Raw genomic sequence first — 11,712 nt, 5'->3', positions numbered from 1 at the left:
CCAACGGGCTGCTGCGCCAATACTTCCCCAAAGGCACCGACCTGAATGTCTACGGGCCCGAGGACCTCGAACACGTCGCCCAGGAACTCAACGCCCGACCACGCAAAACACTCGACTGGGACACCCCCGCCGAACGTCTTCGTGCTTTACTGGAAGCCAGCTGACCTCGGGTGTTGCATCGACCCCTGGAATTCGCCCCCGGGTGTGAAGAATGGGCATGTCCCGCGGCGCGGAACGGTCCAGGCTCTGTCTGACCCCCGACGAACTAACGAAAATGACTGCTAGCCGCAGTCTGCAGGCAGGGCCCACAACGGGCTGCAGTCAACACCGGTAGGATTGAGCGATGACGTCCACCGCTGTTTCCATTCCGATGCCAACCGTTCCGCGCCGTCGGCGCACTCCGGAAGACGTGCTGGCGGCGGCCCCCGTACCAGGTCCCAAAAAGGTGCTGCTGGCAGCCCCGCGCGGCTACTGTGCCGGCGTCGACCGGGCTGTTATTGCGGTGGAAAAAGCCCTGGAACATTACGGCCCCCCGGTGTACGTGCGCAAGCAGATCGTGCACAACGTGCACGTGGTCAGCTCCTTGGAGGAAAAGGGGGCCATCTTCGTTGAAGAAACCGACGAGGTGCCCGAGGGGGCGCTGGTGATCTTCTCGGCCCACGGCGTCTCGCCCGCAGTGGTCCAGTCCGCCGAGGACCGTGGCCTGCGCACCATCGACGCCACATGTCCGCTGGTGACTAAGGTGCACAAAGAGGCGGTCCGCTTCGCGAAAGACGATTTCGACATCCTGCTGATCGGCCACGACGGCCATGAGGAAGTCGAAGGCACCGCAGGCGAGGCCCCCGAACACATCCAGATCATCAACGGCCCGCACGAGGTTAACAAGGTCACCGTCCGGGACCCGGAGAAAGTCATCTGGCTCTCCCAGACCACGCTCAGTGTGGACGAGACCATGGAGACCGTCCGGCTGCTCAAGGAGCGGTTTCCCACCCTGCAGGATCCGCCCAGCGACGACATCTGTTACGCGACCACCAACCGCCAGGTGGCGATCAAGAAGATCTCGCCCCAGGCCGACCTGGTGATCGTCGTGGGGTCGGCCAACTCCTCGAACTCCGTCCGGCTGGTCGAGGTGGCGCTGGAATACGGCGCGAAGGCTTCCTACCGGGTGGACTTCGCCAACGAGGTCGATGAGGCGTGGTTCGAGGGCGTCGCCACCGTCGGGGTGACATCGGGTGCCTCCGTCCCGGAGGTTCTGGTCAAGGACGTCCTGCGGCTCCTGGCGGACTACGGGTACGGCTCGGTCGAGGAAGTGGTCACGGCGGAGGAGGACTTGCTGTTCTCGCTGCCCAAGGAACTCCGCGCCACGCTGAAGCAGGCCGGCGATGTTACCCGCGCCCTCGGCGGCCGCGGCGCACGCACCGCCCAGACGTCCTGACCCGCCACCCCTAGGCTGCGGACTCGCCGGGCTCCGGCTCCCGCCGGGGTCCGGGCCCCGTATCCCTCAGTGGGCCGCTCCCGGTTGCGAGCTCTGACCCGCTGCCCGGCTGGAGTTCCGGGGCCGCCACAGACCGCGGCGTGACCTCGACGGCCGCGGGTGTGGCCAGCCCCGCGGCGTCGAGGGCATTGAGCTTGCGGGCGGTCGGCAGAACTCTCGCCTCGAGCGTGCCCACCATGGAGTTGTAGCGGTCCACAGAGGTTTTGAGCGAGGCGCCGAGTTTGGTGACGTTCTCGCCCAGCGTCCCCATCCGCTCGTAGAGCTGGTGCGCGAGCTCGAAGAGTTCCCGGGCACTGTCCGTGAGGACGTCCTGACGCCAGGTGAACGCGACGGACTTCAGCACCGCCAGCAGGGTCCCCGGCGAGGCGAGCACCACGTTCTTGGACAGGGCATAGTCCAGCAGTGCCGGATCCGCCGAGAGCGCGGCCGCCAGAATCGACTCCGCGGGCAGGAAACAGACCACCAGCTCGGGGGAGTTGCCGGGGATGTCCCAGTACTTCTTGTTGCTCAGTGCATCGACGTGGGCCTTCAGCGCTTTCGCATGGGCCAGGAGGTGCGCCTGCTGGCCGGCCGGTGAGGCAGCGCCGCTCCGGCCGGACGCGCCGAGTTCCTGGGCCTCAAGGTAGGACGCGAGCGGCACCTTGGCATCGACCACCAGTTGCTTCTGGCCAGGAAGCTGCACCACGAGGTCCGGCCGGATGCTGGTGTCTGTCGCGGCACTGTGCAGCTGTTCGTGGAAATCGACGTGCCGCAGCATCCCGGCAGCCTCGACCACCCGGCGGAGCTGGACTTCACCCCATTGGCCGCGGGCACTGTTGGACCGCAGCGCGGACTCCAGGGCATGGGTGGACCGCAGCAGCTGCTCATCGGAGAGCCGGGCTTCCTGTAACTGCTGGGCAAGCTGGCCGTATTGTTCCAGCCGGTCCCGCTCCAGCAGCGAGACCTGCTGCTGGACCGCGCTGAGCTTCTCGGCCACCGGGGCCAGGGCCCGCAGTACGCTTCCGTCCTGGGTCCTGGACTCGCCAAGCTCCCGGTTCTGCGCAGCGAGAAGGCGCCTCTCGGCGTCGGCCGCGGCGAACCGGGAACTGACCTCGGAGAGCCGCGCGGACACGGCGTCGAAGTCCTGCTCGACGGCCAGAGAGCGGCGCCGCAGCAGAACGTAGGCGACGGCGGCGCCGGCGATGGCGCCGACGAGCAGCATGAGCAGGGCAAGTATCAGTGCAAAAGCGTCCATGTCTTCACTCTGGCATGCCGCTGTGACAGTTTTGGTCCGGCTCCCTGCGGACAGCTCGCCGGGTGGCACACCAGCCGGCGGACCAGGCGGCCGCGGAGATCCCCGGCCGCAGCGGGTAGAATCTATCCTCGTGGCTCTTACTATCGGCATCGTCGGACTGCCCAACGTCGGCAAATCAACTCTTTTCAACGCACTGACCCGCAACCAGGTGCTCGCAGCGAACTACCCGTTTGCCACGATCGAGCCCAATGTCGGCGTCGTGAGCCTGCCGGACCCGCGGCTGGCGAAGCTGGCCGCCGTCTTCGGCTCCCAGCGGCTGCTCCCCGCCCCGGTGTCCTTCGTCGACATCGCCGGTATCGTGAAAGGCGCCTCCGAGGGCGAGGGTCTTGGCAACAAGTTCCTCGCCAACATCCGCGAGGCTGAGGCCATCGTCCAGGTGGTCCGCGTGTTCGATGACCCCGACGTCATCCACGTTGACGGCAAGGTGGATCCCCGCTCGGACATGGAGACCATCAACACCGAGCTGATCCTGGCGGACCTCCAGACAATCGAAAAAGCCGTCCCCCGGATTGAAAAAGAAGTAAAGATCAAGAAGCGGGGAGCCGCGGAACTGGCAGCAATCCTGGCCGCCCAGGCCGTGCTGGAACGTGGCGACACCATCTTCGCCTCCGTTAAGAGCGACAAGCTGGAGATGGAGCACCTCAGGGAGCTCAGCCTCCTGACCGCCAAGCCTTTCATCTACGTCTTCAACGCGGACGAAGGCATCCTGGGTAGTCCGGAGAAGCAGGAAGAGCTGCGGGCCATGGTTGCCCCGGCGGACGCCATCTTCCTCGACGCCAAGCTCGAATCGGACCTCGTGGAGCTGGACGAGGAAGAGGCCCGCGAGATGCTGGAAATGAACGGCCAGGACGAGTCCGGCCTCGATCAGCTGGCCCGCGTCGGCTTCCACACCCTCGGGCTGCAGACGTATCTGACGGCCGGCCCCAAGGAAACCCGGGCCTGGACCATCCACCAGGGCGCCACCGCCCCGCAGGCGGCCGGCGTGATCCACTCCGACTTCCAGCGGGGCTTCATCAAGGCCGAGGTGGTGTCTTTCGATGATCTGATGGAGGCCGGCACCATGGCTGAGGCGAAGGCCCGCGGCAAGGTCCGGATCGAAGGCAAGGAATATGTCATGGTCGACGGCGACGTGGTGGAGTTTAGGTTTAACGTATAGCTCAATGAATTTTTGAGACGGCCCCATCTGCTTCGGCAAATGGGGCCGTTTCTGTTTGTGCTGTTTAAGCATCCGTGGGTTCTGTGTGCTTATTGTGTAACAGGCGGGTGTGCGTCGGTGCCGCGGATGCCCGCAAATTGCAGCACCGAAGCGTGCGCTGACGCGTGGCATGACATACGTCCTTCCAACCCACAGGGCTGCGGCATGAGACTTGGGGCGCTTCACCCCGGGGGTGCGCGTGAAGCTTGCCTCGCTGCCTGGGGAATACCGCAGGCGTCCAACCTCAGCAAACAGACTCGGGCTGGGCTATCTGCCGCACGTGATTTAAGATCTATCCATGACGAATCTTCAGGGTGCGGTTGTTCTGGTAGTCGGCGCCACCGGCGGGCTCGGCTCGCGGATCGCCGATCAGCTGGAGAGTAACGGCGCTATTGTTGCCCGGTCGTCAAAGTCTGCTGGGCACGATCTACGTGCGCCCTCTGTGATTCGGGAGGTGCTGGATGCCACGAAGGCGCAGCACGGACGTCTCGACGGGCTTGTGGTTGCGTCCGGGGTCGTCGCCTTCGGCGCCGCTTCAGACCTTGAACCCGCCACGGTGGACGAACTGTTCGCTGTGAACACGACCAGTGCGATCCAGCTCATTACCCAGAGCCAGTCCTACCTCGCGGCCTCGGCACATGACGGCCGGGAGCCCTTCGTGGTAACACTGAGCGGCGTTGTCGCTGAGACACCCGTCGCCGGTCTGGCAGCATACTCGGCGTCGAAAGCTGGGCTCGCGGCCTTCGTTGTCGCAGCGGCGCGCGAGTATCGCCGCGTGGGAATCCGACTCGTGGATGCCCGCCCAGGCCACACTGGCACCGCGCTGTCCGAGCACCCGATCGCCGGGTCAGCGCCGCGATTCGGAGCGCCGCTGGATCCAGACCTCGTTGCAGCGCGGATCATCACCGCGATCGTCGATGGCGAGAAGGATCTGCCCAGCACCGCCTTCTAGGCGCGGCCGTGATGATGAAACTGAGCGCTGTATGCGAAAGGCACGGCTCGAGTGTGCGAGCCTGGCCTTTCGATTACAGCGCTAGAGAGTCGAATGGATTCTGAAGTGGGTCCATTGCTGACGGCCGGGGCATCGAATCCACCTTGCTCCTGCTCGGAACCGACCCGAGGCGTCAGAAGTTCCTTGCATGCCGCATGGGTGTCAGTCACAGTGCCTGAGTAGATCGTGTTGTCACCAGAGTTCAGGGCCGACAGTCTCGCGCTCCGAGCAGAAGTTATTCGGCTACAGAATGTGGTGAAATTTTGATTTAATATCTAGTTGATTCCGGTTGACTGTCTAAGCCAAGTGGACTTTCCGGCGCTGCAAGCAATGGTGACGCGCGGAGCTCGGGGACAGGATGCAAATCAATCTCGTGGCGGGCGAGAGCCATGATGGGCCCGACCGAACGAGTGCGGGAGCCGGACCGAACTGCTTGTTCGTGACTCTCAGGGTGATGGCTGCGCTCAGGGGACCGGTGGCGTCTCGGTCAAGATGCTCGAGCGCCTGCGGACGGCCGCGCGGCCACTGCCTCATGATGCGCTCGCTGCGCGCCGTGCCGACCTTGTGAGCCTTGCGGGCCGGTATGGCTTCGACAATGTCCGTGTCTTCGGCTCGGCGGCTCGCGGCACAGACAGTTACGGCAGCGATCTGGACATCTTGGTCACCCGATCGCCCGGCACCGGGTTGCTTACGGTCGCGGCGTTCGCTGCTGACGCGAGCGAGTTGCTCGGTGTCGAGGTCGATGTGGTGACCGACGGCGGTCTGCGTGCCGATCATGAGATCTTGGCGACGGCTGTCGCGGTATGAACAAGCGGGATGATGCGGCTCTGACGGAGATCGTCCGACTGTGCGGCGTCGGCGCGAATCTCGTGGCACGCGGCACCGAGTGGTACCTCGGGGACCCCGACAACGTTCCGGGCCTGGCGGCAGAGTCACTGATCATCAAGATTGGCGAGAATGTGGCTCGTTTGAGCGACGCCACGACCGACCGGCATCCCGAAGTGCCATGGTCATTGATCAAGCGGATGCGGGACTGCCTGGCGCATTACTCCGAGGGAACTGACTACGGTGCGGTCTGGGACACGATGGTCGTCGACCTGCCGGCGATCAGCAGATACATCCAGTCGCTCTCAGCAGAGTGAGACCGCGAGGCCCATCGGGGGAAAGGTTGCTCCGTGCCGGAACGCGGTGGGGTGCCGGTTTGATGTATAGCTAATTCGAGGTTCGCCATGATCGAAGCGTGCGACGGCGTGCGGCCACTCCTGCACGAAATCGTGGACGGGCGCATAAGCGCGGACCCAGCGGAACTACTTTCGCCGGCATTCATCGGCGAGTGGTCCTTTGAATCGCTCCGATGACAAAGCGGCGGTCGGAGCGGGTCGCACTGGGGTCCACGAACTCGGCCGCAACTATTGAGCGAGCGACTGAGCCGACGTCGTAGCACGGTGCGACAATTGGACCATGACTAGGACCAGCCAGCCGACCCGGCTTCCCGCAGACGTGTATGAGTCCGCTCTCGCAGCCACGCTTGTCACGTCGCGCACGGTGCCTCAGCAGATTGCCCATTGGGCACGCATCGGACGCGAGCTGGAGATGTCGCCGCGGGTGAACCACCGTGCGATCAGCCAGATCCTCGCGTGCACGGGTTCATACGACTCGCTCGGAGAGCAGGAGCAGGCCATCGTCCGTGAGGAATGGACAGGTCGCATGACGGTGCTGCGAGGCGAGCTTAACTACGCGGCGCAGTTCGTCGCCGCAGGGGAGTCGTACTCAGAGGTAGATAAGGACGGCAACCTCCTCATTCACCCGCCTCGCGGCTGATGCCGCTGCTGCATCTGCTCGTTGGACCCAACGGTGCCGGGAAGTCCAGTTACGTTCGTGACGTCCTGAAGCCAGCGACTGGCCTGCCGTTCATCAATGCCGACGAGATCGCCGCCTCGCTGTGGCCCGAGGCCCAGGCCGCGCATGCTTACGAGGCCGCGTAGATTGCCGAAGCGCAGCGTCGCGAGCGGATCGCCGACGGGGAGTCCTTTATCTCGGAGACGGTGTTTTCACACCCGAGCAAGGTTCAGCTTGTCTCAGATGCCGTGGACGCCGGATACCTCGCGTATCTTCATGTGATCATCGTCCCCGTCGAGCTCACGGTCCAGCGCGTCCTTGAACGCGCGCGCCGCGGAGGCCACGAGGTGTCTGAGCAGAAGATCCGAGAACCCTACTCGCGTCTTTGGGGGCACCTCCGCGCGGCGATCCGGATCGCCGATGTGACCGAGGTGCTCGACAACAGCAGCGCACGCGCTCCATTTCGTCCGGTCGCTTTGTTTGAGCACGGTGCGCTCATCGGCTCCCCAGGCTGGCCGGCGTGGACGCCGCACGTGCTGAGGGAGTCTGAAGGCAGGTCTGATGACGGCCAATGCGACGGTGCCTGAAGGTACCATCCGCGAGACGTTGCACAGTTGATGACGTTTCTCCATGACGGAACGCGGTGGGGTCCCGCTTCAACGCCTACTGCCCATCCGCTCGCTTGATCTCGATTCACGGTGCCAACCGGGAGTCTTGCTCGCCTACTTTCAGCTGCCCGTAACGAGATGCGCGCAGACAGCGACATCGACCTCCTCGTTGTCATGCCAGACGAGGCGACAGAAGACGCTGTAGAAGACTTAGTGCGTCGACTTGTCGCCCAAGCGACCCTGTGGACCGGAGACGACGTGCGCCCCCCCTTGTATACCGATGCGCAGAAGTGCGGCCGGCGAGCAGTGGCTCCAAGACCCATCGCGAACCGGACACGCGTGCTGATCTGGCTTGATCTCGCCAGGGATTCCATTCCCCCGACGCCTCGCAGCCGCGCACTGCCCTGATCGTGGTCCAGAAGGTTGCAAGCTCCATTATCGTAAAGGGATGAGTTCCGGCCCGAGTGTGCGCCTCGTTTTGCCGCATCAGCTCTTCGACGAACATCTCCAAGCGGCTGGCGACACCGTGTTCGTGCTCATCGAGCATGACCTGCTCTTTCGCCAGTACGCTTTCCATTCCCACAAGCTGGTCCTGCATCGCGCTTCGATGTCCCGCTTCGCGCGTCGCCTGCGCGGGCACGGCTACGAGGTTGAAGTCCTCAGCAGCGATGCTGACCATAGCTCCCACGATCAGCTCGCCGAATTTGTTCGGAACCGCGGCCCAATGCAGGTGACCTGGTTCGACGTGGTCGATGACTGGCTCGAGCAGGATCTGTTCGCAGGGCTCGCCGACGGCGGCTATCGGATGCTCGAGAAAGACGTGCTGGAGACGCCGAACTTCCTCACCGACCGCGAGCAGATCGCTGACTGGTTTTCACACAACGCCCCCCGCATGCACGACTTTTATATATGGCAACGCCGCCGGCTCAACGTTCTTCTCGACGACGGCGGACCCCTCGGCGGGAAGTGGTCCTTCGATGCCGAAAACCGCCGGAAGCTCCCCCGCGGGTACACTCCCCGGACCGTGGGCCGGTTCGCGCGCCATCCCGTCCTTCAGCGCGAGGGGACCTTCAATATCGAAGCACTGCTGGAGGACGCCGACGAGGTCAGTGACGAGGCATGTGACGAGGTCAACCTTGCGATCGCCTGGGTCAGTGCGGAGTTCCCGGACGCTCCGGGTGACCCCCACCTGTTCGCCTGGCCTACAAATGCCGACGAAGCCCGTGAGCATCTGCAGGAGTTCGTACGCGAACGCCTGGACGACTTCGGACCCTACGAGGATGCGATCTCCGCTGCGCATCCGTTCATCGCCCACAGCCTGCTGACTCCCGGTCTGAACATCGGACTGCTCAACCCGCGAGAAGTCCTGCGGACAATACTCGACGGTGCCGGTCACAACACCCCGCTCGCCTCCGTAGAGGGGTTCGTGCGGCAGGTGATCGGCTGGCGGGAATACATGCGCGCCACCTACCGAACCCGCGGCCGTCAGATGCGCACCTCCAACCGGCTCGACCACCGGAACGCACTCGGGGACGGCTGGTGGGATGCCACCACCGGATTGGAGCCCGTGGACCTGGTAATCTCCCGCGTGCTCGCCACCGGGTATGCCCACCACATCGAGCGGCTGATGGTGCTCGGCAACGCAATGTCCCTGCTGCGGATCCATCCCGATGCGGTCTACGAATGGTTCATGGAGCTGTTCATCGACGCTTACGACTGGGTGATGGTCCCCAACGTCTACGCGATGAGCCAGTTCGCTGCGGGGGAGGAGATCACCACAAAGCCCTATGTATCGGGCAGCAACTATCTGCGGAAGATGTCAGACCTCCCTGCGGGACAGTGGATGCCCGATTGGGATGGTCTGTACTGGACTTTCATCGAGGACCACCGCGCGGTCCTCGAAGTAAACCTGCGCATGCGTATGGTCCTCTCCCAGCTCGAAAAGATGGACCCCAACACACGGCGCGAGCATCGACGCCGCGCTGAGGCGCTGCTCGACGTCGGGCATGATGCGACACGGCTGTTGCGAACGACGCCGGCGGGCTGACAACATCACGGGCCAAGCTCAGGTCGGTCGGCTCCGGAACTGTGTTGATTTCCGCTTCGACGTGTGACGGCCCGATGATCTCGTCGCAGTTGTCGGCTCGGAACGCTGCTCGAATGTTGCAGCTCGATAACAAACTTTACAGTCGGTCAACTTTCCTCGCGCCTGCCGAACTTTGGGTTTACGCTTCTTCCCATGTGAGACGCACCACACTGCCACTGGGGGAGTGTGCACGTCTGTCCGGTGCCTTTGGCCCCGGTCTCACCCACACCACAGAAACAAGGAGGCGGAATGCGATTCGGTCGTATTTCCAAAGCAGTGGGCGTGGCAGCAGCAGCTGCCCTGGCCCTTAGCGCCTGCGCCGGCAACAGCGGCGGGTCAACCCCGACGACTGCTGCGGCAGGCGGCCAGCAGGGCGGCTCTGCCGCCGTTGCCGAAACGAATGGTTTCAGCAGCTTCAATCCAGTGACCGCTGACGGCAACTCAGACGTCAACGGTCATATCGCCTACGCCACCCACTCAAGCTTCATTTACATCGACGACAAACTGAACATCGTCAAGAACGAGAAGTTCGGCAAGTACGAGAAGCTCTCGGACGATCCGCTGACCGTCAAATACACAGTCAATGAAGGCGTCAAATGGTCGGATGGAACACAGGTGAGCGCCGCCGATCTGCTCCTCTCCTGGGCATCCGGCTCCGCATACTATGATGATGCCGATTCCGAGGCCAAGACCGGCACCACCTACTTCAAGACGGCGGCCGACACCTCCGGTCTCAACCTCACGGACTTTCCCGAGCTGGGGTCCGACGGACGGAGCCTGACGCTGAAATACTCCAAGCCATATGCCGACTGGGAACTGGCGTACAGCTTCCCCGGCAACGGCGGGGTCGACACCCCCGCCCACGTGGTGGCGAAGCAGGCCGGCCTGAAAGACGCACAGGCGCTGGTCGATCTTTTCAAGGGACTCAAGCGCGGTGACAGCAAGTCACCGCAGCCGGCCGACGCCGCACTGAAGGCCGTGGGTGATTTCTGGAGCACCGGGTTCGAGTCGAAGACGCTGCCGAGCGATCCGGGCCTGTACCTCTCCAACGGTCCGTACATTATCAAGTCGGTGGTGCCGGAACAGTCCGTGACACTGGTCCGGAACAAGGACTACAACTGGGGCCCGATCCCCAAGCTGGACGAGATCGTGGTCCGGACAATCGGCGCCGCGCCGGCCCAGGTCCAGGCCCTCAAGAACGGTGAAGTGGACATCATCAACCCGCAGGCTTCGGCGGACACCGTGGACCAGCTCAAGGCCCTCAGCGGCGTCAATCTGCTCCTGGGCAACCAGCTCTCCTACGATCACCTTGACTTGAACTTCTCGGGCCCGCTGGCGGAGAAGAGCGTCCGGGAGGCCTTCCTGAAGACTGTTCCCCGCAAGGACATTGTGGACAAGATCATCAAGAAGATCGATCCCAACGCCAAGCCGCTCGATTCGCAGATCTTCGTGCCGGCCCAGGCTGCGTACGCCGATTCGGCCGCGAAGAACGGGTCCTCGATGTACCAGGATGTCGATATCGACGGTGCCAAGAAGCTCCTCAACGGCGCCACCCCTGAGATCCGCATCATGTACAACAAGGACAACCCCAACCGGGTCGATGCCTACTCACTCATCCGCGAGTCCGCCACCAAAGCCGGTTTCAAGATCGTCGACGGCGGCCTGGGGAAAGCGGACTGGAGCTCAAGCCTGGGCGACGGATCCTACGACGCCACGATCTTCGGCTGGATCAACTCCGGTGTCGGTGTCTCCGGCGTCCCGCAGATCTTCAAGACCGGCGGCGGATCGAATTACAACGGCTTCTCCGACGCAGAAGCGGACAAGGCAATGGGTGAGCTGATCATCACGACGGACAAAGCCAAGCAGGATGAGCTCCAGACCAAGGTCGACGCGGCCATCTGGAAGTCCGCCTACGGTGCTCCGCTGTTCCAGTCTCCGGATGTCAAAGCATCCTCTGACCAGATCAGCGGCGTGACGTCAATGCCGAACCAGACCGGCGTCTGGTGGAACGTCTGGGACTGGTCCCGGAAGTGATCACACGCTGAGCGAGCGCATCGCCTAGCGGGAGGCGCCGGGGCCGGGCATGGCCCCGGCGCCTTCTGACAACCCACCGGTACCGTGCCGGCTCCGCAGGCATTACAAGTCCGTGGAGCCGGCGCGATTCTGCGATAGGCCCGGCCTGACCCCGGACCTGGATCCCGAGG

Annotated in this window: 12 protein-coding genes and 1 pseudogene; 12 read left to right on the top strand and 1 reads right to left on the bottom strand. The window is 63.7% G+C overall.

Going from position 1 to position 11,712, the window contains the following annotated elements:
* Positions 1 to 164 (top strand): annotated as a pseudogene (locus AC50X6_RS15815) (IS30 family transposase); the annotation flags it as partial.
* Positions 165 to 343: 179 nt separating this feature from the next.
* Positions 344 to 1,435 (top strand): 4-hydroxy-3-methylbut-2-enyl diphosphate reductase, encoded by a 1,092-nt coding sequence (locus tag AC50X6_RS15810; RefSeq protein WP_326968030.1) that lies wholly within the window; start codon positions 344 to 346, stop codon positions 1,433 to 1,435.
* Positions 1,436 to 1,445: 10 nt separating this feature from the next.
* Here AC50X6_RS15810 and AC50X6_RS15805 read toward each other — a convergent pair whose 3' ends face one another.
* Positions 1,446 to 2,729 carry a DNA recombination protein RmuC gene (locus AC50X6_RS15805; RefSeq protein ID WP_494967124.1) on the bottom strand — a complete coding sequence of 428 codons (1,284 nt, stop codon included), beginning with the start codon at positions 2,727 to 2,729 and terminating at the stop codon, positions 1,446 to 1,448.
* Positions 2,730 to 2,859: 130 nt separating this feature from the next.
* On the opposite strand from AC50X6_RS15805, the gene ychF reads away from it, so the two are divergent.
* The 10 genes from ychF to AC50X6_RS15755 all read left to right on the top strand — a co-directional run bounded on the left by ychF (position 2,860) and on the right by AC50X6_RS15755 (position 11,542).
* Positions 2,860 to 3,945 carry a redox-regulated ATPase YchF gene (gene ychF, locus AC50X6_RS15800; RefSeq protein WP_494967123.1) on the top strand — a complete coding sequence of 362 codons (1,086 nt, stop codon included), beginning with the start codon at positions 2,860 to 2,862 and terminating at the stop codon, positions 3,943 to 3,945.
* 337 nt (positions 3,946 to 4,282) lie between these two features.
* Positions 4,283 to 4,936 carry an SDR family NAD(P)-dependent oxidoreductase gene (locus tag AC50X6_RS15795; protein WP_494967122.1) on the top strand — a complete coding sequence of 218 codons (654 nt, stop codon included), beginning with the start codon at positions 4,283 to 4,285 and terminating at the stop codon, positions 4,934 to 4,936.
* Between the two features lie 531 nt (positions 4,937 to 5,467).
* The gene (locus AC50X6_RS15790) at positions 5,468 to 5,782 is read left to right on the top strand and encodes a nucleotidyltransferase family protein (RefSeq protein WP_494967121.1); all 315 of its coding nucleotides are present in this window, start codon (positions 5,468 to 5,470) and stop codon (positions 5,780 to 5,782) included.
* Entirely contained in the window at positions 5,779 to 6,117 is a 339-nt protein-coding gene (locus AC50X6_RS15785) for a HepT-like ribonuclease domain-containing protein (protein WP_494967120.1), read from the top strand. Before AC50X6_RS15790 ends, AC50X6_RS15785 begins: the two co-directional genes overlap by 4 nt.
* Positions 6,118 to 6,436: 319 nt before the next feature.
* A complete protein-coding gene (locus AC50X6_RS15780) occupies positions 6,437 to 6,796 on the top strand; it encodes a TA system antitoxin ParD family protein (RefSeq protein ID WP_494967119.1) in 360 nt (119 codons plus the stop codon).
* Entirely contained in the window at positions 6,796 to 6,960 is a 165-nt protein-coding gene (locus AC50X6_RS15775; protein WP_494967118.1) for a hypothetical protein, read from the top strand. The genes AC50X6_RS15780 and AC50X6_RS15775 overlap by 1 nt, the downstream gene beginning before the upstream one ends.
* 60 nt (positions 6,961 to 7,020) lie before the next feature.
* Positions 7,021 to 7,401, top strand: a complete 381-nt coding sequence (locus tag AC50X6_RS15770) for a hypothetical protein (protein ID WP_494967117.1) — start codon at positions 7,021 to 7,023, stop codon at positions 7,399 to 7,401.
* A gap of 159 nt (positions 7,402 to 7,560) precedes the next feature.
* Positions 7,561 to 7,830 carry a hypothetical protein gene (locus tag AC50X6_RS15765; RefSeq protein WP_494967116.1) on the top strand — a complete coding sequence of 90 codons (270 nt, stop codon included), beginning with the start codon at positions 7,561 to 7,563 and terminating at the stop codon, positions 7,828 to 7,830.
* A 40-nt stretch (positions 7,831 to 7,870) separates the two neighbouring features.
* On the top strand, positions 7,871 to 9,469 hold the full coding sequence (locus AC50X6_RS15760; protein WP_494967115.1) for a cryptochrome/photolyase family protein: 1,599 nt from the start codon (positions 7,871 to 7,873) through the stop codon (positions 9,467 to 9,469).
* Positions 9,470 to 9,790: 321 nt separating this feature from the next.
* Positions 9,791 to 11,542: an ABC transporter family substrate-binding protein gene (locus tag AC50X6_RS15755; protein WP_494967114.1), complete on the top strand. Its 1,752-nt coding sequence runs from the start codon at positions 9,791 to 9,793 to the stop codon at positions 11,540 to 11,542.
* Positions 11,543 to 11,712: the final 170 nt, after the last annotated feature.

It is taken from the genome of Pseudarthrobacter sp. HLT1-7 (genome assembly GCF_059383435.1).
This window is presented reverse-complemented; position numbering and strand designations above follow the sequence as displayed.

Excerpts from the sequence above, each read along its gene's own strand:
- AC50X6_RS15810 (WP_326968030.1), top strand. The coding sequence starts at position 344 with ATGACGTCCACCGCTGTTTCCATTCCGATGCCAACCGTTCCGCGCCGT.
- AC50X6_RS15805 (WP_494967124.1), bottom strand. The coding sequence starts at position 2,729 with ATGGACGCTTTTGCACTGATACTTGCCCTGCTCATGCTGCTCGTCGGC.
- AC50X6_RS15795 (WP_494967122.1), top strand. The coding sequence starts at position 4,283 with ATGACGAATCTTCAGGGTGCGGTTGTTCTGGTAGTCGGCGCCACCGGC.
- AC50X6_RS15790 (WP_494967121.1), top strand. The coding sequence starts at position 5,468 with ATGCTCGAGCGCCTGCGGACGGCCGCGCGGCCACTGCCTCATGATGCG.
- AC50X6_RS15785 (WP_494967120.1), top strand. The coding sequence starts at position 5,779 with ATGAACAAGCGGGATGATGCGGCTCTGACGGAGATCGTCCGACTGTGC.
- AC50X6_RS15780 (WP_494967119.1), top strand. The coding sequence starts at position 6,437 with ATGACTAGGACCAGCCAGCCGACCCGGCTTCCCGCAGACGTGTATGAG.
- AC50X6_RS15775 (WP_494967118.1), top strand. The coding sequence starts at position 6,796 with ATGCCGCTGCTGCATCTGCTCGTTGGACCCAACGGTGCCGGGAAGTCC.
- AC50X6_RS15765 (WP_494967116.1), top strand. The coding sequence starts at position 7,561 with ATGCGCGCAGACAGCGACATCGACCTCCTCGTTGTCATGCCAGACGAG.
- AC50X6_RS15760 (WP_494967115.1), top strand. The coding sequence starts at position 7,871 with ATGAGTTCCGGCCCGAGTGTGCGCCTCGTTTTGCCGCATCAGCTCTTC.